Annotated in this window: 23 protein-coding genes; 20 read left to right on the top strand and 3 right to left on the bottom strand. The window is 43.9% G+C overall.

The window, feature by feature from the left end; translation table 11 throughout:
• Positions 1-2: 2 nt before the first annotated feature.
• Genes W03_RS05285 through W03_RS05245 form a run of 9 tightly spaced genes read left to right on the top strand, consistent with a single transcriptional unit; the run spans position 3 to position 10,104 of the window.
• Positions 3-1,052: a phage late control D family protein gene (locus W03_RS05285; protein ID WP_244071979.1), complete on the top strand. Its 1,050-nt coding sequence runs from the start codon at positions 3-5 to the stop codon at positions 1,050-1,052.
• Between the two features lie 2 nt (positions 1,053-1,054).
• On the top strand, positions 1,055-1,696 hold the full coding sequence (locus tag W03_RS05280; RefSeq protein WP_244071978.1) for a phage baseplate assembly protein V: 642 nt from the start codon (positions 1,055-1,057) through the stop codon (positions 1,694-1,696).
• A gap of 9 nt (positions 1,697-1,705) precedes the next feature.
• Positions 1,706-2,107: a PAAR domain-containing protein gene (locus tag W03_RS05275; RefSeq protein ID WP_244071977.1), complete on the top strand. Its 402-nt coding sequence runs from the start codon at positions 1,706-1,708 to the stop codon at positions 2,105-2,107.
• An 11-nt stretch (positions 2,108-2,118) separates the two neighbouring features.
• The gene (locus W03_RS05270) at positions 2,119-2,538 is read left to right on the top strand and encodes a GPW/gp25 family protein (RefSeq protein WP_244071976.1); all 420 of its coding nucleotides are present in this window, start codon (positions 2,119-2,121) and stop codon (positions 2,536-2,538) included.
• Positions 2,538-5,627, top strand: coding sequence for a putative baseplate assembly protein (locus W03_RS05265; protein ID WP_244071975.1), 3,090 nt, complete (start codon positions 2,538-2,540; stop codon positions 5,625-5,627). The genes W03_RS05270 and W03_RS05265 overlap by 1 nt, the downstream gene beginning before the upstream one ends.
• Before the next feature lie 29 nt (positions 5,628-5,656).
• Positions 5,657-6,655, top strand: a complete 999-nt coding sequence (locus W03_RS05260; RefSeq protein WP_244071974.1) for a baseplate J/gp47 family protein — start codon at positions 5,657-5,659, stop codon at positions 6,653-6,655.
• Between the two features lie 8 nt (positions 6,656-6,663).
• Positions 6,664-7,629, top strand: a complete 966-nt coding sequence (locus W03_RS05255) for a phage tail protein (protein WP_244071973.1) — start codon at positions 6,664-6,666, stop codon at positions 7,627-7,629.
• Positions 7,619-9,838 carry a tail fiber domain-containing protein gene (locus W03_RS05250; RefSeq protein ID WP_244071972.1) on the top strand — a complete coding sequence of 740 codons (2,220 nt, stop codon included), beginning with the start codon at positions 7,619-7,621 and terminating at the stop codon, positions 9,836-9,838. Before W03_RS05255 ends, W03_RS05250 begins: the two co-directional genes overlap by 11 nt.
• Positions 9,839-9,894: 56 nt before the next feature.
• The gene (locus W03_RS05245) at positions 9,895-10,104 is read left to right on the top strand and encodes a hypothetical protein (RefSeq protein ID WP_244071971.1); all 210 of its coding nucleotides are present in this window, start codon (positions 9,895-9,897) and stop codon (positions 10,102-10,104) included.
• 191 nt (positions 10,105-10,295) lie between these two features.
• Here W03_RS05245 and W03_RS05240 read toward each other — a convergent pair whose 3' ends face one another.
• Entirely contained in the window at positions 10,296-10,478 is a 183-nt protein-coding gene (locus W03_RS05240; protein WP_244071970.1) for a hypothetical protein, read from the bottom strand.
• 115 nt (positions 10,479-10,593) lie between these two features.
• Complete coding sequence (locus W03_RS05235) at positions 10,594-13,083, bottom strand: inositol phosphate phosphatase SopB (RefSeq protein WP_244071969.1); 2,490 nt, start codon at positions 13,081-13,083, stop codon at positions 10,594-10,596.
• 411 nt (positions 13,084-13,494) lie between these two features.
• Here W03_RS05235 and W03_RS05230 point away from each other — a divergent pair, with 411 nt between their 5' ends.
• A complete protein-coding gene (locus tag W03_RS05230) occupies positions 13,495-14,328 on the top strand; it encodes a DUF547 domain-containing protein (protein WP_244071968.1) in 834 nt (277 codons plus the stop codon).
• 91 nt (positions 14,329-14,419) lie between these two features.
• On the opposite strand, the gene queG is transcribed toward W03_RS05230, so the two are convergent.
• The gene (gene queG / locus W03_RS05225) at positions 14,420-15,520 is read right to left on the bottom strand and encodes a tRNA epoxyqueuosine(34) reductase QueG (protein WP_244071967.1); all 1,101 of its coding nucleotides are present in this window, start codon (positions 15,518-15,520) and stop codon (positions 14,420-14,422) included.
• 38 nt (positions 15,521-15,558) lie between these two features.
• On the opposite strand from queG, the gene tsaE reads away from it, so the two are divergent.
• The 10 genes from tsaE to hpnA all read left to right on the top strand — a co-directional run bounded on the left by tsaE (position 15,559) and on the right by hpnA (position 24,675).
• Positions 15,559-16,065, top strand: a complete 507-nt coding sequence (tsaE, locus tag W03_RS05220; protein ID WP_279600084.1) for a tRNA (adenosine(37)-N6)-threonylcarbamoyltransferase complex ATPase subunit type 1 TsaE — start codon at positions 15,559-15,561, stop codon at positions 16,063-16,065.
• Positions 16,041-17,474: an N-acetylmuramoyl-L-alanine amidase gene (locus W03_RS05215; RefSeq protein ID WP_244071966.1), complete on the top strand. Its 1,434-nt coding sequence runs from the start codon at positions 16,041-16,043 to the stop codon at positions 17,472-17,474. Before tsaE ends, W03_RS05215 begins: the two co-directional genes overlap by 25 nt.
• 94 nt (positions 17,475-17,568) lie before the next feature.
• A complete protein-coding gene (locus tag W03_RS05210; RefSeq protein WP_244071965.1) occupies positions 17,569-18,702 on the top strand; it encodes an ABC transporter permease in 1,134 nt (377 codons plus the stop codon).
• 4 nt (positions 18,703-18,706) lie between these two features.
• Positions 18,707-19,483, top strand: a complete 777-nt coding sequence (locus W03_RS05205) for an ABC transporter ATP-binding protein (RefSeq protein WP_244071964.1) — start codon at positions 18,707-18,709, stop codon at positions 19,481-19,483.
• Between the two features lie 2 nt (positions 19,484-19,485).
• The gene (locus W03_RS05200; RefSeq protein WP_244071963.1) at positions 19,486-20,385 is read left to right on the top strand and encodes an MlaD family protein; all 900 of its coding nucleotides are present in this window, start codon (positions 19,486-19,488) and stop codon (positions 20,383-20,385) included.
• Positions 20,386-20,477: 92 nt separating this feature from the next.
• Positions 20,478-21,023 carry an ABC-type transport auxiliary lipoprotein family protein gene (locus W03_RS05195; protein WP_244071962.1) on the top strand — a complete coding sequence of 182 codons (546 nt, stop codon included), beginning with the start codon at positions 20,478-20,480 and terminating at the stop codon, positions 21,021-21,023.
• An 81-nt stretch (positions 21,024-21,104) separates the two neighbouring features.
• The gene (locus W03_RS05190) at positions 21,105-21,227 is read left to right on the top strand and encodes a lipoprotein (RefSeq protein WP_244071961.1); all 123 of its coding nucleotides are present in this window, start codon (positions 21,105-21,107) and stop codon (positions 21,225-21,227) included.
• On the top strand, positions 21,224-22,480 hold the full coding sequence (gene lysA / locus W03_RS05185; RefSeq protein ID WP_244071960.1) for a diaminopimelate decarboxylase: 1,257 nt from the start codon (positions 21,224-21,226) through the stop codon (positions 22,478-22,480). The genes W03_RS05190 and lysA overlap by 4 nt, the downstream gene beginning before the upstream one ends.
• A gap of 65 nt (positions 22,481-22,545) precedes the next feature.
• Positions 22,546-23,589, top strand: coding sequence for a phytoene/squalene synthase family protein (locus W03_RS05180; protein WP_244071959.1), 1,044 nt, complete (start codon positions 22,546-22,548; stop codon positions 23,587-23,589).
• A 96-nt stretch (positions 23,590-23,685) separates the two neighbouring features.
• The gene (gene hpnA / locus W03_RS05175; RefSeq protein ID WP_244071958.1) at positions 23,686-24,675 is read left to right on the top strand and encodes a hopanoid-associated sugar epimerase; all 990 of its coding nucleotides are present in this window, start codon (positions 23,686-23,688) and stop codon (positions 24,673-24,675) included.
• Positions 24,676-24,682: the final 7 nt, after the last annotated feature.

Genomic DNA, 24,682 nt, shown 5'->3' with positions numbered 1-24,682 from the left:
TTATGCCAGGCTCAATCGAGATTCCAGGATTCAGTTTAAAAGTGAACGGTGCTGCACTCCTTGATAACTTGGCGTGGCAGATAACCCGCATCACCGTGGATGACCAGGTGGAATTACCCAGCATGTTCACTTTAGAACTAGCTGCCACTGACGAAACCGATGCCGAGCCCGATTGGCTTAATAAGGACACGATATTTGCACTCGGAGACCAGGTGGAGATAAAAATGGGCTGGGGTGATTCCTTGCAAACCATAATGATCGGCGAAATAACGTTGGTTGAGGTTGAATACCTTGCAGCTAGTTTGCCACAGCTTGTTGTGCGAGGTTACGATCGCAGACACCGCTTGCAGCGAGGTAATAAAACACGTACTTTCGTCAAAATGAAAGACAGCGATATTGCTAGCAAGATAGGAGCAGAGCTTGGGATTTCAGTTAACTCCAAAGATAGTAATATTACTCATGAATACTTGATTCAAACCAACCAAACCGATTTTGCCTTTCTGCAGGCGCGCGCACGCCTGCTACATTATGAACTGGTAATGCAGAATAATAGGCTTTATTTTCAGCCAGCGAGTTATCAAAAAACAGCGATCCTTGAGTTAACAATAAAGAATGAACTCAACGAGTTTCGTGCCCAACTTTCGACCGCAGGACAAGTCAGCCAAGCCAAGGCGCTCGGATGGAGCATGAAAGAGAAAAAAGCCATCATCGCAACCGCTACTAGTACTGTCTCTATGGGTGGTAATAAATGCGGTCCTGATTTGGCAAAAAAAACCTTTGGCCCGTCTTCGTCATTGATAACGAATATTCCCATATCAGATAAAGCATACGCGCAACAACTTGCTGACGCGGCCTTAGCTGTCAGCGCATTAGGTTTGGTTCGGGGTGAAGGTCAATGCGAGGGGAATCCAAAAATCAAAGCAGGCGAAGTGATAATGATCAAAGGGGTGGGTAACCGTTTTAGCGGCAATTATTATATAACAGCGGTAACTCACACTTATGGGTCTGAAGGCTATGCAACGCAATTTACCGGCTGGAGAAACACCACATGACAATGTCTTTTCCCATGTTTGAAGCTAACGAAACGGATATGTCCGGCACCCGCATTTATGGTGCGGTAATCGGCATTGTTACCAATAGTAAAGATCCTGAAGGCTTGGGCCGAGTCAAGCTCAAATATCCATGGCTGAGCGATCAGAACGAAAGCAATTGGGCACGAGTGGCTACGCCGATGGCAGGTAATCAACGGGGCTTCTTTTTTATACCGGAAGTCGACGATGAAGTGCTGGTCGTATTCGAACAGGGCGACATGAATTTTCCCTATGTCATCGGTGCGTTATGGAACGGCAAGGACAAACCGCCGGTGAAAAATGACGACGGCAAAAATAATGTCCGCCTGATCAAATCCCGCAGCGGCCATTGTATCCGGTTGACCGATGAAGACGGCAAGGAAAAGATTGAGATAGAAGACAAATCTGGAAAAAATAAAATTGTAGTCGATACCGCCAGCAAAACCATTTCGATTATTACCGACAAGGACCTCAAACTTACCGCGGACAATGGTGAAATAATTCTGTCAGCGAATACGATTGTATTGGATGCAAAAAGCAGTCTTGAAGTTAAGTCTGCCGGCAGTGCCAAGCTTGAGGCGAAAGCAACATTAGATGTTAAAGGCCAGCTTGTTAATATCAATTAGGAAAACATCATGGGACAACCTGCAGCAAAACAAGGCGATCAAATTGTCGGGACCGATATTCATATCGTTATGGTACCGGCGCCACCGGGACCGCCTGTACCAACCCCTTTACCGCATCCGTTTACCGGCATTATCAACGGCAATCTTAGCAGTAACGTCAAAATCACGGGCTTGGCTGCCGCTACCGTTGATAGCACGGCGGACAATACCCCACCGCATATGCCAACACCGCCGGGAACAACCTTTCAAAAACCGCCAAGCAACAAAGCAACCATCAAAGCTGGTAGTCCGAAAGTCAAAATCAACGGCAAAATGGCGGCACGCAATGGCGACAGCGCCATGACGTGTAACGATCCATCGGATACGCCGGCCGGCACCGTCATTGCCGTTGGCACTGTCTTTATAGGGTAATGGGTTAAATTATGGCGAAAGATTTTCTTGGCGTAGGTTGGAGCTTTCCGATAAAGCTGGAATTAAAGTCGAAATCGGATAAAGAAGATAAAGAAGGACTCGGTATCGCCCGCTATGAAGACAGCGTACGCCAATCGATCTGGACAATCCTGGGCACAGCCAAGGGCGAGCGGGTAATGCGGCCGGATTTTGGTTGCGGCATTTACGATCTGGTCTTCGAAACCAACGATGATACGACCGCTGGCCGCATAACCGAGGCAATCCGCGAAGCCTTGCTCGCTTTTGAACCGCGCATTGATGTCAAGGATGTACAGGTTCGCGCCGAGCAGCAAGGCGAAGTGATGTTAATTATTATCGATTACAGTGTACGGGCCACCAACAATGCCTTTAACGTGGTTTATCCGTTTTATCTCGAACGTGGAGCATTGTGATGATTGAGCGCTCTCCCCTGGTCGATCCACGCACTGCGCAAGATGTGTCAAAACAAATCAAAGACCTGTTGCAGGTGTATGCGCCTGATTGGGATCAGAAAGACCCAATGGGCAATGCTCTCATAGCCGTATTCTCCCGCTATGCCGAGATCATTATCGAACGGCTCAACCAGGTACCTGAGAAGAATCTACTGGCTTTTCTGGATCTCTTAGGCACGTCGCCATTGCCGCCGCAACCGGCGCGGGTACCGTTAACCTTTAAGCTTGCGGAAGGCGCCACGGTGGATGTGACTGTGCCTGCCGGAACGCAGGTGGGTGGAGAGCCGGCAGCAGACGAACAACAACCTATCCTGTTTGAAACCGAACATGAATTGGTGGTAACGGCGGCCTCTTTAACGGTTATAGGCGTGCGCGAGCCCAGCTTGGACAGATACACCCAAATGTTGCTGTCATCCGGTAATCCAGGCGATGCGTTTACTCGTGAATTTTCTGTATTTGCAGGCGAAAACCCTAGCGAGCATATTATGTACCTGGGGCATCGTGCCTTATTCGAATCACCTGGACCTTTTGAAGTTAAGTTGGACTTTACCCTGACGAAAAACGGAAATAAAACGGTTGTTTGGGAATACAGCGACGGGGAAAACTGGAAATCGATAACGCCAACGGCAGACACCACCAAGGGATTGACGACTTCGGGCAGTGTCAACCTGACGCTATCTGCAGCCTTGCCGGAAATGGTCGTCAATTCCGTAAGCGCGCGCTGGCTGCGCTGCCGGCTCGTTCTCAACCAGAACAAAACAACCGAGAAGCTTGATTCGAACATCAAATTGCCCGTCATTGAAAAAATCACCCTGACCGCGACAAGGACACGAACAGGATTGAACCTGGATGCTGCTGCGTTCGATACCTTGCCCATTGATATTGGCCAGGAGTTTTTTCCCTTCGGTGAAACGCCTAAACTCGGCGATAAGTTTTACTTCGCCCATAAGGAAACATTTTCCAAAGCTGGCGCCCAGGTAACGCTTACTGTTACGGTAAAAGATCCCAAAGAATACATCCAAACAGATGCTGGCAATCAAACAATTCCGTCACCTCGAATAAAGCCCACGCTGGTTTTGGAGTATTGGAACGGTGGGTTGTGGAAAGAATTGGCGGGCATGGTTGATGCTACAGATGTCCTCACCCAATCCAAGTCCCTTGTTTTTACCGTACCGCCTGACTTAAAAGCCTCCACTATCACCGGTATCGAAAACTACTGGATACGGATGCGCATTTCTGCAAATGATTATGGCAAACCAGCCGGTGTCAAACTTAAAACGGATGATAAGGGCCAACCAAAAAAAGATGGCAATGACTTCCTCTATACCTGGCAGCCGGCTACCCTGGTGCCGCCGCTGTTAAGCCAGTTAAGCCTAGCGTATACATCAACCGCTCCAGAAAACCTTGAAACGGTTCTGCTTTACAATGATTTCCATTATGAAATCGTCAAGCCATCGACAGAGATTACTCCTTTCGTACTGGCAGTCGATGACCAGTCTGACTCCTCTACTAAACCACCTACTCTCTATCTGGGGTTCAGTTTGCCGGAAGGACGCGATTTTCCGAAACTGCCATTGTCACTTTATTTTGCCATCGCGGTAACTGAATATAACTATACCACCCTATCCGATGTGCCTGTTTCTTCCGATTCCCCGCGGCTCGTTTGGGAATATTGGAATGGTGAAAAATGGCTGACCACGATAGTACAAGATGAAACTGATTCCTTGAAGCATTCGGGCCTGGTGATCTGGCTACCGCCTACCGATATTCAGAAGCGCACCGACTTTGGCGTGGATGATCACTTCTGGCTTCGAGTACGGCTTGCCGATGGCGCTTACCTTAATATGCCACAATTGCAATGGCTGCGTTTGAATACGACCATGGCGGCGCAAACTGTTACCCTGACGAATGAAGTGCTGGGCTCCAGTAATGAAAGTCAGAGGCAGCGTTTTCGTGCTACCCATGCGCCCGTACTGTCTGGGCAGAAACTCGAGGTTACGGAGGCAGAAATTCCGACGGCAAGCGAACTGGCAATCATTCAGCAGGAAGAAGGCAGCGATGCGGTACATTTCGGCAACGATTCAATAAACCGGAGATCCGTTTGGGTACGATGGCACGAAGTACCTGATTTTCATGGCTCTGGACCAAATTCACGTCACTATGTCATCGATCGATTAAACGGCGAAATCCGCTTTGGTGACGGTATCAATGGCCTTGTTCCACCGCGCGGTATTGGCAATATCCGGCTGAGCTGGTATCAAACCGGTGGTGGCAAAGCCGGCAACAAACCTGTTGGAACAGTTACGCAACTCCAATCCACTCTGCCCTATATCGACAGCGTCATCAATCATGCTGCGGCCAGCGGCGGCGCTGATGCCGAAACTACAGTTTCGGTTAAGCAAAATGCGCCCAAGCGGTTACGGCATCGCTTTCGTGCAGTGACAGCGGAAGATTTCGAAGATCTTGCCTTGCAGGCTTCGTTCGAGGTCGCTCGATCATTGTGCGTGCCTTTACTCGATGTAGAGAAAAATCCACTGCTCCAATTAGAGGAAGCGGATAAAAAAGCCGGCACAGGGAAAATTGGCGTCATTATCGTACCTCGTTCCGCAGCACCTAAACCTTTACCCGATCAGGCTTTGCTTGATCGGGTTCGCGATTATCTTAACCGTCATGCCATTGCCACTGCCGATATTTCGGTCGCAGGGCCGCTTTACCTCAGCCTCGATGTCGAACTGGAAATCGTATTGACAAGCCCCGAGGTCGCCAGCACCGTACAGTCAGATTTTTATCAACGGTTGGTTACCTACCTGCATCCTTTGAGCGGTGGCTTGGATGGCAATGGTTGGCCGTTCGGGGAACAGCCTCAGCAGTCCGATATCTATCGTCTGGCTTCGACTATTTCAGGCATAGACCATGTCCAGGACTTGACGCTCAGTCTGGGCACGATTGAAAAACTAAAAGACGGCGAGGATACGGTAGACAAGATCAAACAGACCGGCCGCTATCTGATTTATTCCGGCAACCACACGATAAAACTTAAGTACCAATGAGCGCTCCTTGAATCGATGAGAACGAACTTATGCCTTTAGATATCCCTAATCTCGACGACCGCCGTTTTGCCGATCTGGTGGAAGAAGCGTTGGCGCTGATACCCGCGCACGCACCGGAATGGACGAACCACAACCTATCCGATCCCGGCATCACGCTGGTGGAATTGTTCGCCCACCTGAGCGAAATGCAGATCTACCGTCTCAATCGGGTAACCGAAGCGAATCAGCGCGCCTTTCTGCAACTGCTCAGTGGCAAAGACGATGAGCTCAAAAAACAAAATGACCGATGGGTCTATGATGAGCAGAAAACCCTGAATGAAAATATTCAGGCTGTGGTGCTCAAATTACGCAATGAAGAGCGCGCGGTAACCGTCGATGATTTTGAGCGACTGGCGCGTGCCGCAATTGATGACAACAATGTCCGCGCTTATTGTTTGCCGCGCTGGGATCTGGATGCCAAACCCAAACAGCGCAAAGAAGATCACATCAGCGTGGTGATAGTGATGATAGCGCCTGCAACCGACGATTTGATAAAAACAGTGAAAGATTGTCTAGAAGAAAGATGTCTGATAACCACCCGGCTTCACGTTACTAGGCCGGACTACGTTAAGCTCCGTGTCCGCATTCGCCTTAAAATCAACCCGGATGCGTTGGAAACGGTTGTCCTTGACAAGGCGAACGATGCGCTTAAACACTATTTTGCCCCAATGACTGGTGGGGTGAATGGCACTGGCTGGCCGCTCGGCCGGAGCGTCTATGTATCAGACATTTATGCCCTGCTGGATAGGATCCCGGGCGTCGATTATGTCGAACAGTTTCAGGTTGCCCAGAAAAAGCCTGCGAATAAAACAAAATATGAGCCGGAATTAGAACTCATTGATCCACCAGATCAGAATCGCCAACTCATCCACCCTAAGGACAAAAAACTGGTTGGTGTTCGGCTAGAACCTTACGAGCTCATCCAATTTCAATCCTTGGAAGGCGATATTCAAATCGTCCGGGATACGAAAATTAACCGTAAACGATAGGATTACGCATGGACCAGCCAGTTACCCCAGTACCCAGCAGTTTAATGAACTACCTACCCGGTATATATCGTGAAGATCCATTTCTGGGCAGATTTTTGTTTGCGTTTGAGCAGGTATTATTAGGCGTAAATGTAGATTACACCCTAGAGCTAATCTCAGTTAAAGCGCTAGAAGAGCTACCTAAAAAAGGTGTAGCAAGTAAGTTTATTGTTGCCATCGTAAATAATGATGCTCTATATATCCGTGTTTTTTCTGCCAATGGAATGCAGATCGTTGATAAAGCAGAAACTCGGTTGACTCCAGGAAACGATTTAACTTGGCTTAAGAAGCAAGTTGTCGATAGCACCTCAAAATTCGCAACATTATCAGCAGAACAAAAAGCGCAAATTATTAAAGTGGCAGCGCAAGTCGCTAATTTTCCGCTGCAAGTCATGACGCTGCATGGCATAGAAGAACGTATTGCAACCATCCACAATCTGTTCAATCCGGCAGAAACCCCGTCTGAGTTCCTCCCTTGGTTGGCCAGTTGGGTCGCATTCGCTATTTGGGCTGACATCAGCGAGGAAAAACAGCGTGGCTTCATTGCTAATATGATGAGGTTTTACCGCTGGCGGGGCACGAAAAAAAATCTGAAGGAATTGTTTGTTTTTTATGTCGGTATCGAATCGCCACTGACATTTTTAAATGTAGATGAACCGCATTATTTCAAAGTGCTGCTGAATTTGTCAGAGATAGTAAAAAGCGTTGTATCCGAAGGTGAAAAACAGCAGATATTACAACGGCAGATTGAGATTGCGCACGCCCTTATCCATTTGGAAAAGCCGGCGCATACATATTATGACCTCGAATTAACCTTTCCGAGTTTTCGGATTGGTAAGCGACAAGGAACTAAAAAAACTCAATTTTTTACCCAGGTTGGAAAAAATACCCGCCTGGGAGCATGGGACAGTGGAGAGGATAACAATGGCAAATGATATTAAACGGCTTAATTATTTTACCGGTCAGTTTTTGGAAGCACAGGACTTTCAAGACGAACAAAAATACCACATCGAGATGCGGCGGCGGCTTAACCGGCTGCTGTACAGTCCCGGCGCAGTTGAAAACGGATTTGAGGTAGAAAAAATCGGCGATAAAAGAATCCGCATAAACGCCGGATTTGCCATTGACGCATTGGGACAGGAGCTTTTTTTAACCACGCTGCTGGAAAAGGATATCGATTTTAAATCAAACGCCGTTGTTTATGTGGCGCTTTGTTATCACCAAGAAACCACAGATTCGATTTCAGAGAAAGATTTTCCCGGTGAAATCCGCATTACCGAACAGCCGGCGATCCAATTTTTGGATAAAGCGCCAGAAGGTGATGATGCCGGTGTGAAGATTCTCATCGCCAAGCTAGAACTGGATGGCAACGGCAACATAAAAATTATTGATATGTCGGTACGCCAGATGGCGAACATTAAGGTAGGGGGTCGGCTTGGCATCGGTACTACCTCTCCGGCAAGCAAACTGACTGTTGCTGCATCACTTCAAGATGGTGAGTCGCATATCATGCAGAATGTTGCCAATAGCGGTATAACCATAGAATGCCCTAATGAAATATTGGATAAGTATATGCCTGGTCTCGTTTGGAGAACGACAGATAAAAATGCAACAAAACCCAAGGGCGGTATTTGGTTGAGTGAACACTTTAATGGAAGCAAGCTTTACTTGGGAACGAGCAATAATTGGACGACCGGCATTACCAACAAAGCGCTCACCATTAATCATGATGGCAACGTCGGCATTGGTACAACCGATCCCGGTAATTATCGGTTAAAAGTGGCAGGTACTCTAAACGTTACTGGTGATGTCAGCATCGATGCTTCATCCAGTCTTTCTTTTGGCAGTACAACCCGTCAGATGATTAACTTGTTTAGCTCAGGTTATGGTATTGGCGTTCAGGCCAATACCCAGTATTTTCGCACGAACCAAAATTTCGCCTGGTACAAAGGCGGTGCTCATAACGATACTCAGCTTGACCCTGGTAAAAACGGTACCGTTCAAATGGTGATTAAAGACGGCAACGTCGGCATCGGTACAACTGAACCCCTGAGTGCCTTGTCGGTAGTGGGAGGATTGGCTGTTGGCGGCACATACGCCAAAACGAATGCCGCGCCTGCGGACGGCTTATTGGTGGAAGGTAGTGTCGGTATAGGAATTTCATCTCCGAAAAAACGTTTGCATATAGAAAGCGGTGAACTCCGAATCAAAGCCAGTCATAACGAAACTACAGCAGATATTGCCGCGTTCTATGCCAATAATTTAGCCCAAGGTATCGGTATCGGTTATAACCGAATCCAAGCGATTGGGAACAATAAGGACCAAGATATTTTGCTCGAACCTAAAGGAACTGGCAGCGTCAGTATTGGAACTTCAAGCGCACTCTCTTTTGGCAGCACAACCCGGCAGATGATTAATTTGTGGAAATCAGGTTATGGCATTGGCGTCCAGGACTATACCCAGTATTTTCGCACGGAACAAAATTTCGCCTGGTACAAAGGCGGTGCTCATAACGACGGTCAGCTCGACCCTGGTAAAAACGGTACCGTTCAAATGGTGATTAAAGACGGCAACGTCGGTATTGGTACAACAGATCCCGGAAGTTTGAAACTGAAAGTAGAAGGTGATGCCTATATTACCGGTAAGCTCTGGGCGACTACACAATTATTTCATTGGGCAGATGGCGGTTGGAGGGCATTGGATAATAAAGCGGGAAATATGACGGGTAATGTACCAAATCAGTCAGCCCCATCCGATCTTCGTTTTAAAACCGACTTTCGACCGATCCTAAGCGCGCTTGATAAGGTGTTGAAGCTTCATGGCAAGTACTATAGATGGGGAGAAGAAGGACTTAATTTTTTTACCCGAAACATTTCAAAAGGCCTGATTGCAGGACCAAATGCCACCGAGGAAGATAACCAAAAACTATGGGAAACAGAACGACTGAAAGCCTATAAAGCCTTGTCAGGTGATCAAATAGGTTTGATCGCCCAAGACTTAGAAACCGTTGTTCCGGAATTGGTAACTGAAGACGAAGAAGGTTATAAGTACATCGATTACCAGCATCTAATCGCCTTACTGGTCGAAGCGATCAAAGAACAAAATGAACAGATAAAGGCTTTGGCGCTTAAAGTTGCTTCTTGATTGAAAAAATGATTAATGGCTAACACTTTTAAAGTAAGTATAAGAGAATTTAACGAATGAAAGACCAACTCACTACCCGTTTAGAAGCACTTAAACAAGAATATGCAACTGGCCAGAAAATGCTGGCCGATGCGGAAATGAAACGCGCCGAACTGCAAAGCACTCTGCTGCGCATCAGCGGGGCGATCCAGGTGCTGGAGGAAATGTTATCGCAGGATAAATCACCCGAGGAAGGAAATAAGCGAGAACTGATGGAAGCTGACTAACTTCTGATTGATTCGGCCTTTTAATGTTTGAACCCGCTCGCTGAGCCCTTCGAAAATTTAAAACCGAAAAGACCGAATCTATACCAGCCCGGTAAAACGATCCTACCGGAAACACGCAAGCTATTTCCAACTGCGTCCGTGCCGATTCGGGTTTTGCCTTCAGTTGGCAGAAGACATGAGAGCGGTTGGCATCAACCGCTGACTGGATCGATTGGACATTTCCGCCGCTGCTCCCGCGGAACCAAACGGCGGAAAATGCGCTGAAATCGTGTCCAAACCAGTTGAACCGTTCTTGCCTCGGCCTCAGTCGTTTCGCAAAGCTTATGGATGTAGTGGATTTCGTCATACCCTTCGACTTCACTCAGGAAGGACATTTGACAGGATTTTATGCCCGCTAGGTGCGTCGCAAAAACGAAATCAAATACTTAACGTTCACTCCGAGTTTATCGAATGGTTTAATCAGAAGCTCTTTAAATGTAAGGATTAACATTAAATCTTGTCAATATCAGTATATCGTTGCAGCCCCTGGATTTCTTTAAGCACTTTATCCCCACCAATCCGATACATGAGCTCCCGGTCCAAACCCATCATTGCTGTATAAGGTAGCGTTAGAAAAGTCGGTGCAGTTATGCTTCCCATCACAGTATGCAGGGTTGAAGCCTGTGGAGCGATTTTATAGCCCTGACCACCTGTATTGTATTCCTGCATTTCCAGGCTGCCGCTTTCAAAAAGCATTTTTTTAAAGTCGTCTCGCTGGCTTTCATCTGCTAACTTATGTTTAGGTACCAATTGTTTCTGAGGATTTTGATTTTCTGCCGCCCGATGCATCCGATGTGCCAGATATTTTGATTCGACATCCTGTACTCCAGTACGATCTTTACCGCTCTTACAATTGAAATGGACCATATGACCCAACAAAAAAGCAAGATTGGCAATTCTGGAAGACATTTTATAGCTGGAAATTTCCCCTTTTCCGGCTGAAATTTTTTTCCATAGTTGCTCAATCTTTTTATTATTATTCTTTATTTCCTTAATTTGATTATTTATTGGAGATTGCTCAGCAACTCTTTTTCCTACTAAGCTTCCCCTATGTTCGATTAAAGCTCTTCTTGACATGGTGAAATAATCTTTTACTGCAACACCTAATTTAGCAATCGCTTTCGAATTTTGGGTTAGCGCTCCGGGTGCAGTCCAACCTTGCGCATTGACTCCCATATTCAATGCGATAACGTTAAATCTGACTTTAATATACTTTTTAGTTGGCGCACCATTGTAGTTGCGGACTATCTCCATAGTGTGCTCTTTACCGCTCGACTCATAGTCAAACGCCATTAGCGCCCGCAATTGTTCTTTTATTTGCCCGCCTTCGGCACCCAACCCACCTGATTGGAGACTGATCGACGTCACAGGAATAGATGCAACAGATACTCGATTCAACAAATTAAACCGTTCCGTTGAGTCAACATGTTGTAGATGTTTTATGACCATCGCTTGCAACAATTCTTTAGTATTTTCCAAAGTAACTTTCCAGTTAGCCTGAGGATCCTGGTCACTTTTGATAGACTTTCCAGACAACGATCCACTTCTAAAAGCGGCAAAAAGCACTTTGCCGTCCGCATTTGCTCCACCAGCACGATATTCCGTATAAGCAAGATTAGTCGTACGGTTTTGCTCTTTAGGATCCATATCTGTCAAACGATTCTTGGTGGACATACTGTTAAAACCAGTCTGGCCATAACGTTTCCCTAATCTGCTGCCATAAGTAATATCATAGTTTTCATTAACAGGAGTTATGGTGCTTGTAAAAATGTCAGGATTTTGATCAGAACCAAAATTCATTTCCTTAACAATAGGAACCCAGTCCCGGCTGTTTAACACCCTGATATAGCTATTTCTAAGCGCTTCCTTAACTGAATTAGCATCTTCATGAAAAACATTAGCAATTTCTCTATAAAGTTGTGCCGGTAGATTCTTAGGAAAATGCTGTTCTAGCTCATCTTCATCGATCACAGGATTTTCATTATTAAACATTCCTTCACATATGTTAGACGCTACTTCGTAGTCATTAATACGTCGTGTAGCATTTTCTAGTGTAGCATTTATATAGGGTTTGTCTTTAAGCTTTTCTCGAATTAGATTTTTTGCGGCTTCGTACCAGCACTGTTTCATTTTATAGAGCTTACCAAGAGTGACTTTTTGAACATCACTCGGATCGTATTCCCGCTGAATCAATGACATATTCGGCATGCTACCCATTTTCATTGATCTGTTATCACTGCTCGATTGTTGCAGAACATGCGTCAGCTCATGAGCTATTAGCTTCCGTCCAGATTGACTATCAGGATTGTATTCACCAGCGCGAAAAAATACGTCTTGTTCCGTAGTAAACGCCTTGGCATGAATGGATTGATTTAGCCGGTCGGCTTGGCTATCTGTATGAATCCTGACATTGCTAAAATCATTGCCAAACTTGGTACTAAATTCATCTCTTAAGCCCTGCGGCAATGGTTGTCCGCTACCTTGGCTAGCCGCCAATTGCCGCTCAAAAACGCCATCTACTTCAAAAGAACCATTGCCATCTCGTTGTGTCTCCGTCAGGGTCATAATTACTGGTTTATCAACTTTTTCAAGTTCTTCCGGCTGCACCGCTGGCATTCGCATCACTTGCTCCGCCACTCGATCCGCTTCTTGCTCGTATTTATCGCCAGGTGCGTTGACGGTGAGTTTAGCCTGAATAATAGGAGATTGGGCAGTATATCCTGCCAGCAAAACCCCCACTGCCCGGTTTCCGATCGTGCGCTGTAACTGAAGAATATCGGCAGGTGAGAGATATCCCGGATTGCCACGCACGCGTTGCAATGAATTTGCGATCGGTCTGGCAGAGGACTGAAAATCTGAATTGGTAGTAGCAGCCGGTTTCGGCGTTTTAGCAACCGGATTGCTCGATTGTTGTTGCGCGAATCGTTGTTTTTTGGTCATATGTGTACGCTCTCCCTGCGTGATTGAACTTACCCTGCCCGGCTAGCGAAAATTATACGCTTCTTATGGGCTTCAACGACGAAAAGCAATCTTTTTGAGGTATCTGATCGCATGATCTGCTGATCGCAGAAATTCCTGATAAATCTTGTCGTGCCGTTTTTTCCAAATTCTGCGGTTACCGGTATTTTATATTTTCCCAGTTCTGATAAAAAGATTATGGTTTTGATAAGGAAAACCAAGTAAATCATCTTTCAAATCATTACGGCAAGTTCCAAGAGTAGGATTTTTTGCAAGATTACTGACCAATTCTTCTATCCCATCTATATCATTGCCAGCTTGGGCTTCACCTTATGTTTTTATAATGTGATTAATAATATTAACTCTGTCCCTCTGAGCATGCACGGTAAATTTATGATGACGATTACGCAATTAATATTGGCATTATTATTATGTTTCGCCTCACACAACGTTCTGGCAAATCGTTTTGACCATTTAGTGTGGGATGAATTGCTGCGTGCGCATGTCGTCACAAAAAACCAAGGGCAAACCAGCCAGGTAAATTATCTCGGAATAGCGCAATATCATAGTCAGTTGCAGCAATATCTGTCTCAACTTGCAAAAGTCAAAAAAAGTAATTTCTTCAACTGGAATCAATCAGAACAATTGGCTTTCTTGATCAACGCTTACAATGCAGCCACCATAGAAATGATCCTTAGAAGCTATTCTTCACTTTTTGTCCTGAGAGCTTACGCACCAGTAACTCTTTCATGGAAATCTCGCCTAATCTCTATGTTAAAAAACCAGCGAGAATTAGGCTTCATCTCGTTATTCGGGACAGTTCTTTCATTAAATGATGTTGAAGACATGATACGCCAGCCTGGAAATTTTGATGAACCGCGCATTCATTTCGCGCTCCATCAAGGATCCATCGGCAGTCCAGCGCTGCTGAATCGCGCATATACCGGCATAGAACTGGAAAACCAGTTGGAAAAAGCAACGCGTAATTTCCTATCGGACCGCTCGCGCAACCGCTACAACGAAGAAACGAAAAGGCTAGAGGTTTCAGAAATCTTCGACTGGTATAGTGAAGATTTTGAACGTGGGTGGCATGGCTGGTCTAGTCTTAGACAATTCTTTACGCACTATCGCGACAGCCTAGCCGATACCCCACAAGCTCGCGAATCAGTTGAAGAATATGCCGACATTCAATTTCTTGAGTTCAATTGGCTGCTCAACGAAAATTAATAAGGCTCTGGACTAGCAGAGTTAGTAAGAACAAGCGCTTGCAGAATTGAATACAAAAGCTCGGAAGCTACTCGATACGGCAATAGTTAATTTAACATTTTGATGTAATTCCAGATTCATTTTTATGTAACCGCTTGAGCTCTTGTTGCTTGAGCGCCCATTGCACATGCTCACGTACCAATGCAGACGAATCATCTTGCCGAGCTTGCAATACCTGAACTATTTCGCTTGAATAAGGTGCGTTACCTAGGCCAACCGCGATATTACGCAACCATTGCGAATAACCGATACGACGAATAGGACTTCCAGCCAACCGAGACTCGAATACTTGCTGACTCCAGGCGAATAATTCCACCAATGTGACATTATCCAAACCATTGCGTACGTGAAAATCTTTTTCTGCAGTCAGATGTGCAAACTTATTCCATGGACACACTAACTGGCAATCATCGCATCCGTAGATACGATTACCAATCAAAGGTCTTAAATCTTCGGGGATGCTGCCTTTTAATTCAATTGTCAAATAGGAAATGCAACGCCGCGCATCGACCTGGTAAGGAGCTACAATAGCCTGTGTTGGGCAAACATCAATACATCGAGTACAACTACCGCAATACTGATTAGTCGTTGCTTCATCAACGAGCAACGGTAGATCAGTATACATCTCTGCAAGGAAAAACATTGAACCCGCCTGACGTGAAAGCAGTAAAGTATGCTTTCCACGCCAACCTAAACCCGATTGTCGCGCCCAAGCTACTTCCATCACTGGCGCACTATCTGAAAAAACACGATAATTGAATGAACCGATTTCATCGGTAATTTTATCCGCTAGTTTTTGCAACCGCGCACGCAATACCTTGTGATAATCACGCCCAAGCGCATAACGTGAAATAAAAGCTTTTTGTGCATTATTGATAACATCCCAGCTATTATGCGCATCAGGTGGCGTATAATTCATACAGACTGATATAACGCGCTGTGTTCGTGGTTCTAGTTCTGCCGGACGCGTACGCTTGGTGCCATGTTTTGCCATATAATCCATGTCACCGTGGAAGCCATTGTTTAACCATTCCTGTAATTCAGATTCAATCTGCAGCATATCGGCTTGCGCATTGGCAATACGCACATCATGGAAACCAAGCGCTTTTCCCCAAGCTTTTATGTTACTAGCCAATGCGGCATAATCAATCATTTTTCACTAAGATATTTATTGAAGTCGTATTTTATATGATGCTATCAAACTCCGCGCATTCCGATTCGAATCATCGAAATGGAGTTTATTATCTTGCTGATGAAGCTGCCATGTTGGATTTTGGCAACAATTTCGCGCCTTTCCTACAAATCGGCTTAATCGTCACTTTAATAGGTAATCTGGGCGCGGGCAAAACAACTCTTGTGCGAGGCATTTTACACGGACTTGGTTATCAAGGGATAGTCAAGAGTCCGACCTACAATTTAGTTGAAATCTATAAAATTTCTAGGTTATACTTGTATCATTTTGATTTTTATAGATTCGCTGATTTCCACGAGTGGGAGGAAGCAGGTTTTCGGGAATATTTTAATTCAACATCAATTTGTTTTGTTGAATGGCCAGAAAAAACCGGAAATCTCTTGCCAAGCGCAGATTTAGAGTTTTCTATAGAAATTCTTGAAGCGGGTCGCAACATAACGATTAAAACGGGTACAGATGCTGGGAAACGGTGCTTAGAACATTGGCGAAATCAGAAAAAAACTTGAATTATTTTTTGCATGCGAGTTGCTTTGTCTTCGCAAAGAAAATTCTTGCGTCAGCTTTTTTGTTAATCCTATTGTTCAGTTTGATAGACATTCATCAAACTGTACTTGCAGCCGATGAAAACCTCCAATCTGTTAATGTTGGATTGACACCAAACTATACACGCATCACTTTGGAATCCAAGCAACAAATTCAGTATGAATTAAGTACACTGGAAAATCCGCATCGAGTTATTTTAGATCTCAGCAACATCAAGCTTTCCAATACGCTAGGAGCACTCACACAAAAAGTGAATGCGATCGATCCACTGGTGCAAAAGATTCGGATAGGACAATTCAAGCCTGCTATTGTTCGCTTGGTATTTGACTTAAAAGCTAATGTAATACCTCACGCTTTTGTTTTGAAGCCTCAAGATGGTTTTTCGCATCGATTGGTACTCGATATTTATCACCCTGACAAAGCAAGCAAGTTAAATACTCCTTACAAAAAATTTTCCAATAGAAAAACTGATTACGAACCGGATGGCCTGGATGAACTTGTAAACGTTCTGTTGTTAAATGAACCATCGAAAAAATTAGCACAAACACAAGCCCAACGCCCTCATCCTAAACCTGAAAAAAATGATTCCCATGCGAATCGAGTTGGGAACAATTCAACAACAAAAAATCAAAATCGTAAAGCAGTCATGGTTCCCAAAATCATTGTTGTTGCTATTGACGCCGGCCATGGAGGCAAAGATCCTGGAGCAATTGGTTATCAAGGCACACAAGAGAAGGATATTACTTTGGCCATCGCCCGGAAATTGAAGGAAAGAATTGATAAAGAGCCTAATATGCGAGCTGTTTTGACTCGAAATGGGGATTATTATATTTCATTGCCGCAGCGTCGTATTAATGCACGCCGCGCAAATGCGGATTTATTTGTTTCAATTCACGCAGACGCCAATCCTAAATCACATGCGCATGGTTCATCGGTATTCACACTTTCCGAACATGGCGCTTCATCGACTACTGCAAGCTGGCTGGCAAACAAAGAAAATAGCGTCGATAACGACTTAATGGGTGGTATAGACATCACATCGAAATCACGCGATATCAAAGAGCTATTATTAGATTTATCCTTGAATGCAGCAATCAATGATAGCTCCAAGCTGGCTGATGAAGTATTGCAGCAACTCGGAAAAATTAATCACTTACACAAAAGAAATGTTGAACAAGCCGGTTTTGCAGTATTGAAATCACCTGATATTCCATCAATCCTAGTTGAAACTGCATTTCTTAGTAATCCCAAAGAAGAGGAAAAATTGCGTAGCCAGGATTATCAAAATAAAATGGCGAACGCTGTTTTCTTAGGCATCAAAGGATATTTCGCCAGCAATCCCGCTATGACTCGGGCGGAAATATCACGCTAGAAAAACACTACCAAAACGGTAGAGGTTCAAATGCTGCTGGTAACAGCAACCTAAAAATACTCGCAATTTTGCGAATTTAACTTACACTCAGTGAATGCATACTCGATCTTTATTATCGCAATGGTATGAACTGATCGACGATCACAATACCAAGCGTTTAGTATTAACAGGTGATTATACTCTTACAACACTGCGTAAGGTATTGTCAGATTTAACGGCTGAATTGACTCAGCACCAAGTCAATTATGCAAATTTAGAATGGGATTTAACCAACATTCAGCAAATGGACTCCGTTGGAATTAGCCTTCTTTGGCGTATCTGGCAAGCACAACGACCAAAGTTCATTCATCTCCGCCCTGAACAAGAACAAATGCTTGTACGGCTTGAACAATTAACACCCCCTATCGATAGGAAGAAATCGATCGATGTCTTATCGCCTATTGTTAATCTCGGTAACGTAGCAGCACAATTCTGGCGGATGATCATAGGCCTTATTGCATTAGTTGGTCAGTTATTTTTGGACATGCTCTACTTGATCAGACATCCGGCAAATATCCCCTGGCGAGAAATTTCCGCCAATATCTACCGTGCCGGCGCGCAAGCTTTAGGAATTACCGCGCTGGTTGGGTTCTTGATTGGTGTCGTAATTAGCTATTTAGCTTCTAAGCAATTACAGTTATTTGGTGCTGATATCTTTATCGTGAATTTATTAGGAATGAGCATTATTCGTGAGTTAGGTCCTATGCTTGCAGCTATTCTTGTTGCTGGTCGTTCGGGTTCAGCAATGACAGCTCAGCTAGGAGTAATGCGCGTCACACAAGAGTTAGATGCTCTGTCTGTAATGGGAATTTCGCATAGTCAGCGCTTAATACTACCGAAAATACTAGGGCTCGGTATCGCTATGCCCTTACTAGTAGCTTGGACAAGCGCGATGGCGCTAATCGGAGGAATTGTAGCTGCTGAGATACAATTGGGCCTGAGCTATCAATATTTTTTGTCGGCATTACCAGACTCGGTACCCATTGCCAATTTATGGTTAGGGTTAAGTAAAGGCGTGGTATGTGGCATGACAATTGGATTAATTGCCTGTTATTTTGGTCTAAAAATCAAACCCAATACGGAAAGTCTGGGAATAGGCACGACTTCTTCGGTGGTGACGGCTATCACGATAGTTATCATCATCGATGCCATTTTTGCTATCATGTTTTCACATATTGGAATTCGCTAATTCAATGATCGATCCGGCCGAGATTGTTATCGAAATAACAGGACTGCATACACGATTTGGCAAGCACTTTATTCATAAAGATGTAAACTTGACGGCTGTTCGTGGCGAAATACTGACGCTTGTAGGTGGATCGGGTAGCGGTAAAACGACACTATTACGACAAATTCTCGGGCTAGAGAAAGCCTATCTCGGTAGTGTAAAAATATTTGGTGCAATAAGAAACTCTTATGTCAATTCGAAAGAAAAGACTATTTACAACCGAATAGGTGTATTGTTTCAACAAGGCGCTTTATTCAGTTCACTCACGGTATTTGATAATGTGGCACTACCGTTGCGGGAGTTACACACTTTTGATGAGGATACCATATACGATCTTGTGATGATGAAATTGAACATGGTTGCAATAGGTTCCGAGCATGCTGATAAAATGCCTGCTGCTTTATCGGGCGGTATGATTAAACGTGTCGCTTTGGCTCGTGCGCTGGCTTTAGACCCGGAATTGCTTTTTTTGGATGAACCGACGGCCGGACTCGATCCTCAACTCAGTGTAAGTTTTGTTAAATTAATCCAGTCATTACGCAGCGAAATGAACTTAACGATCATTATGATTACACATGATATAGAAACATTGATCGCTCTGTCTGATCGTGTTGCAGTATTAGCAGAGAAGCGCGTTATTGCTGTAGGCACATTAGATGAAATAAGCCGCTTTGATCACCCTTTCATTGTTAACTTTTTCAATAATACCCGCAAAATGCATTCTCATCATTATCCGGAGTAATCGTGGAAAACCGTGCTCACGCTCTGATCGCTGGTATTTTTGTTATTGTTTTAGGCATTACTATCGGATTAGCTACAATGTGGCTGAGTCGCAGTAATATGCAGCTCAATACATATTTAATCGCTACCCATGAGTCTGTGAGCGGACTCAGCGCGCAGTCTTCAGTACATTATCGCGGTGTTAATATTGGCAAAGTTGAAAACATTGAATTTGATCCTAATGATTCACAACAAATCCTGATTCATATTGCGATCGATGAAAATGTTATTCTTAAAAACACGGTTTATGCTCAATTAGGCTTCCAAGGTGTTACTGGACTTGCTTATATTCAGCTTAATGATGATGGCATCGGCATTTCGGCTTTGCCAAGTTCTGTGATGATTCCAATGCGGCGATCACTGTTCGAAGAAGTCGCCGTTTCCGGTCAAGATCTATTAAATAACGTTAACCAATTGACCATCAAAATGCACCAATTGCTTGATGAAGATAATCGCAAAAGTATTTCCCACACATTAAAAAATGTGGAGCATGTCACGAGTGATTTTAGTACTATTACAGAACGGTTGGAACCAGTTATGCAGTCATTTCATAATCTTGCCGCACAGTCGGCTACACTAATCAAGCGATTGGATGAATTATTGGCTGAAATGAATGTTGCAATCACAAAAGCGAATCAGAAAGAAGGCGTTTTTGATGGCTTGTCTCAGAGCGTTCAAGAGTTAATTCACGTGATACCTGAACTACAAAATGCAAGCAATAGCATTTTTAATAGCACACGTAACTTTGATCGTTTTTTGCATCATCTGGAAGAGCATCCACAAAGCCTGTTGTTTGGTCGTCCTTCATCAATACCAGGACCAGGAGAACAAGGTTTTGTACTACCCAAAGAGAACAATCCTTGATTAAAATAGCTATATCATCAATCATATTTTCAAGCTTACTATTTGGCTGCTCGCTGCTTTACAAGCACTCGAATTCTCTGGTTTTTTATGATTTGAATTCGCAACAATCGCAGAATTTGCTTCAGCAACCCTTGCAACAGACTCAATTACCAAAAAGAAATATACTCATTTCTGACGCTTCGGCACCTCCCTGGTTAGATAATACGGCCATCTACTATCGCCTTGCTTACCATAATTCCGCGCAATTTCACCGATATGCTAATAGTCGTTGGATTGCATCACCCGCGGTATTATTGTCACAAAAAATGCGCGATCGAATTGCCAAAGAAACAGGCAATCAAGTGATCAAAAATAACAATACTGCAAAAGCCGATCATATCTTACACATCGAATTAGAAGAATTTGCTCAAATATTCGACTCTGCTCAACAAAGTCATGCGTTGATTGGATTACGCGCAAGTTTGATCAAACGTAATACGCGGGATGTAATTGCACAAAATTATTTCAGCGTCCAAGCTGCCGCGCCATCGTTGGATGCGAATGGCGCTGTGGCGGCATTAAGTGCTGCGAGCGATCAACTTATTAACAAGCTTATTGCGTGGATGATTATTGAATTACCCAACGATAGCTTACCTTGATATTATTAAATTTATTCATCAATGCGCTGTTTTTTGTTCCATTATGTTAGTATTTTCTATTAATTGTTTAGGGTCTTTGCTGTGCGCTTATTGTTTACTTCTATCATCTTTGTTTATATCTTGACTGCTTGTGGTTTAAAAGGTCCACTGTATCTTCCGCCAGCGGAAGATACAAAATCCGTACAACAATCGGAAAAGAAATGAGTGGTTTTGAAGCATTCGTGTACCACAATGGTGAATTATTTGTCGAAAATGTATCCTTAAAAAAGATTGCAGAAAAATTCGGTACACCCTGCTATATCTATTCACAATCTGCATTGACTAATGCATATCAACAGTTTGATGCCGCTTTTGAAGGTCGCGATCATTTAATTTGCTATGCCGTTAAAGCTAATTCGAATCTCGCCATCCTTAATTTATTAGCTCGACTTGGCAGTGGCTTTGATATTGTGTCCGGAGGAGAATTGCAGCGTGTCATTCGAGCGGGCGGCGATGCGCAGAAAACTATTTTCTCGGGTGTCGGAAAAAGTGTTAACGAAATGCGCATGGCACTCAATCTCAACATTCTTTGTTTCAACGTGGAGTCTGAAGCTGAATTGTCTATCTTGAATCAGGTAGCGAAAAGCATGAATAAAGTTGCCCCGGTAAGCTTAAGAGTAAATCCGGATGTTGATGCAAAAACGCATCCCTATATTTCGACCGGCCTCAAAGAAAACAAATTTGGTATCGCTATGGATGAAGCAATGGAAATCTACCAATCCGCACATTTGTATCCGCATGTTCGCTTTACAGGAATTGATTGCCACATTGGCTCGCAGTTGAGCCTGATCGAGCCATTCGTTGAAGCTTCAGAAAAAATGCTACAGTTATTTGATCGTTTAAAGAAACAGAAATTTAACATTGAGCACATAGACTTGGGAGGTGGACTCGGCATTCGATACAATAATGAAAAGCCCCCTTCTATTAAGGAATACGTTTCAAAATTATGCAGCATCACACGCAATATCAAACAACGTCTTGTCATTGAGCCTGGGCGAGCATTGGTAGGAAATTCGGGGATCTTGCTAACACGTATCGAATATCTCAAACAAACACCAGCGCGCAATTTTGCCATCGTGGACGCCGCCATGAATGATCTTATTCGCCCATCACTCTATGATGCATATCATGAAATACTCCCCGTTGAGAAAAATACAATCGAAGCAAAAAACTACGAAATCGTTGGTCCTATCTGTGAAACTGGAGATTTTCTGGGGCATGACCGAAAATTAAGTGTCATGAATGGTGATTTATTGGCCATAATGTCAGCAGGCGCTTATGGCATGAGTATGAGTTCCAATTATAATACGCGCCCACGAGCTATGGAAATACTGGTAGTAGGCAATCAACCACATGTTATCCGTCAACGTGAAAGTATCGAACAAATTATTGCGGGTGAACAAATCATTGCCTATTAAAACTATTGTAAGCGAGAATCCGCATAGTAACCACAAGTACTGCGTGATCATATAATTGGTACTCCATGAATACAAGTTCGCCTTCTATCAATGACTTTCATTATCAGGATGATATCCTGCAAGGAGTATCTCGGACTTTTGCGCTCACAATTCCGCAATTGCCAGAACCTCTGCGCCAGGTTATCGGGAATGCTTATTTGTTGTGTCGCATTACAGATACGATAGAAGACGATAATGCGCTGACTTTTTCCCAAACAAAACAACTGTCGCAGATGTTTATCGAAGTGGTACAAGGAACAATCCCTGCAGAAGAGTTTTCACAAAAATTCTATCCTCTACTTTCCGATCACACTATACCAGCAGAACATGATTTAATAAAAAATACACCTGCAGTCATTCGCATTACTCATAGCTTTAATCCAATACAGCGTAAGGCTTTGGAAAGATGCATAGAAATCATGGGACAGGGAATGACGAATTACCAGGAATCGGAATCATTGGAAGGACTTCCAGATTTAGCGGCCTTAAATCAATATTGCTATTATGTTGCCGGAGTGGTGGGTGAAATGTTAACAGAATTATTCTGCGATTATTCCGATGAGATAAACCGTCATAGATCTGAACTCATGAAGCTTTCGGTATCTTTCGGTCAGGGACTACAAATGACGAATATTCTCAAAGACATTTGGGATGATCGTAAGCGCGGGGCTTGTTGGTTGCCACGCGACATATTTCTGCAGCATGGATTTGATCTGAATCACTTGCAACCAAGAATTTCAGATGAAAGATTCCAGGCTGGCTTAGTCGAACTATTGGCAATTGCTAAAATGCATTTGCGTAACGCTCTTACATACACCAATTTAATTCCCCCAAAGGAAAAAGGCATTCGACGTTTTTGTTTATGGGCTATAGGAATGGCGGTTCTAACTTTAAATAAAATTAATTCGCATAGAGATTTCTCTGAGGGCAATCAAGTTAAAATTAGTCGTCGCAGCGTTCATTCTACGATTCTGGTTACTAATGCAACTGCTAATTACAACTGGCTATTACAATTGCTATTCAATTTGATATCACGTAATTTACCGAATATTAAAAGTCATTCGAAATGATATGCGCATGAACAAAGAATCAATTTCTAAATGACTCCTAAAATTTATAATAAGCGTGTTTTAGTAATAAAGTAACTTCTTACAGATTTTATGGTAATGAGATCATTGGTCACCGGTGCTACCGGATTTTTAGGCTCTGCAGTTATGCGCTGTTTACTTAGGGCAGGACATGAAGTCCGTGTGCTAGTAAGAGAAAATAGCAACCTAATGAATATTAGCAACTTCCCTGTCGAGGTATTCGAAGGAGATTTACGTAATCGCGTGTCATTGGAACGTGCTTTAGCTAATTGTCAAAATTTGTTTCATGTTGCGGCTGATTATCGATTATGGGTCCCCGACCCGGATACGATGTATGCAATCAATGTCGAGGGTACTCAATCCTTGATTATGGCGGCTTCTAACGCCGGTTTGGAGCACATCGTTTATACCAGTAGTGTCGCAACCTTAGGCTTGACTGCTGATGGAACACCTGCTAATGAAGAAACGCCTTGTAGCTTGGAGTCTGTTATTGGAAACTATAAGCGCACCAAATTTCTGGCTGAACAAGTAGTAAAACGACTGACGCAAGAGCTCTCTTTACCTTTAGTAATTGTTAACCCATCGACCCCAATTGGCCCTTGCGATATTCGCCCAACGCCTACTGGTCGTCTCGTTATTGACGCATTAACCGAGCGTATGCCAGCTTATGTTAACACTGGGCTAAATATTGCACATGTCGATGATATTGCTTTCGGGCATTTATTGGCTCTCCAACATGGTAAAGCAGGGGAACGTTATATCCTGGGCGGCGACAATATGTCGCTGTTTCAAATATTGCAATCCATCGATGAAATTAATGGCTCTCCCAAAAAACGAATCAAAATACCCACCGATTTGATGCTTCCAATTGCTTGGTGTATGGAAAAAATTGCTGCTCTAACCAATACAGAGCCGCGCGCGACACAAGATAGTATACGCATGGCAAAAAAACAAATGTATTTTTCTAGCGATAAAGCCATACAGCAACTTGGCTACCAATACCGTCCGGCCTATGATGCACTTAAAGATGCCGTGAGTTGGTTCAAAGAAAATAACTATTGTCACTGATTATACG

Origin of the sequence: Nitrosomonas sp. PY1 (assembly GCF_022836435.1) — a bacterium.
GTDB lineage: Bacteria > Pseudomonadota > Gammaproteobacteria > Burkholderiales > Nitrosomonadaceae > Nitrosomonas.
Note: the sequence above shows the minus strand (reverse complement) of the source record. Positions and strands in the feature narration are given on the sequence as shown.

Coding starts and splice junctions, on each gene's coding strand:
- W03_RS05255 (WP_244071973.1), top strand. CDS start 6,664: ATGGACCAGCCAGTTACCCCAGTACCCAGCAGTTTAATGAACTACCTA.
- W03_RS05180 (WP_244071959.1), top strand. CDS start 22,546: ATGAATACAAGTTCGCCTTCTATCAATGACTTTCATTATCAGGATGAT.
- lysA (WP_244071960.1), top strand. CDS start 21,224: ATGAGTGGTTTTGAAGCATTCGTGTACCACAATGGTGAATTATTTGTC.
- W03_RS05275 (WP_244071977.1), top strand. CDS start 1,706: ATGGGACAACCTGCAGCAAAACAAGGCGATCAAATTGTCGGGACCGAT.
- W03_RS05260 (WP_244071974.1), top strand. CDS start 5,657: ATGCCTTTAGATATCCCTAATCTCGACGACCGCCGTTTTGCCGATCTG.
- W03_RS05245 (WP_244071971.1), top strand. CDS start 9,895: ATGAAAGACCAACTCACTACCCGTTTAGAAGCACTTAAACAAGAATAT.
- W03_RS05270 (WP_244071976.1), top strand. CDS start 2,119: ATGGCGAAAGATTTTCTTGGCGTAGGTTGGAGCTTTCCGATAAAGCTG.
- W03_RS05210 (WP_244071965.1), top strand. CDS start 17,569: ATGCATACTCGATCTTTATTATCGCAATGGTATGAACTGATCGACGAT.
- W03_RS05205 (WP_244071964.1), top strand. CDS start 18,707: ATGATCGATCCGGCCGAGATTGTTATCGAAATAACAGGACTGCATACA.
- queG (WP_244071967.1), bottom strand. CDS start 15,520: ATGATTGATTATGCCGCATTGGCTAGTAACATAAAAGCTTGGGGAAAA.
- W03_RS05265 (WP_244071975.1), top strand. CDS start 2,538: ATGATTGAGCGCTCTCCCCTGGTCGATCCACGCACTGCGCAAGATGTG.
- tsaE (WP_279600084.1), top strand. CDS start 15,559: ATGCTATCAAACTCCGCGCATTCCGATTCGAATCATCGAAATGGAGTT.
- hpnA (WP_244071958.1), top strand. CDS start 23,686: ATGAGATCATTGGTCACCGGTGCTACCGGATTTTTAGGCTCTGCAGTT.
- W03_RS05235 (WP_244071969.1), bottom strand. CDS start 13,083: ATGACCAAAAAACAACGATTCGCGCAACAACAATCGAGCAATCCGGTT.
- W03_RS05230 (WP_244071968.1), top strand. CDS start 13,495: ATGATGACGATTACGCAATTAATATTGGCATTATTATTATGTTTCGCC.
- W03_RS05250 (WP_244071972.1), top strand. CDS start 7,619: ATGGCAAATGATATTAAACGGCTTAATTATTTTACCGGTCAGTTTTTG.
- W03_RS05280 (WP_244071978.1), top strand. CDS start 1,055: ATGTCTTTTCCCATGTTTGAAGCTAACGAAACGGATATGTCCGGCACC.
- W03_RS05240 (WP_244071970.1), bottom strand. CDS start 10,478: ATGTCCTTCCTGAGTGAAGTCGAAGGGTATGACGAAATCCACTACATC.
- W03_RS05285 (WP_244071979.1), top strand. CDS start 3: ATGCCAGGCTCAATCGAGATTCCAGGATTCAGTTTAAAAGTGAACGGT.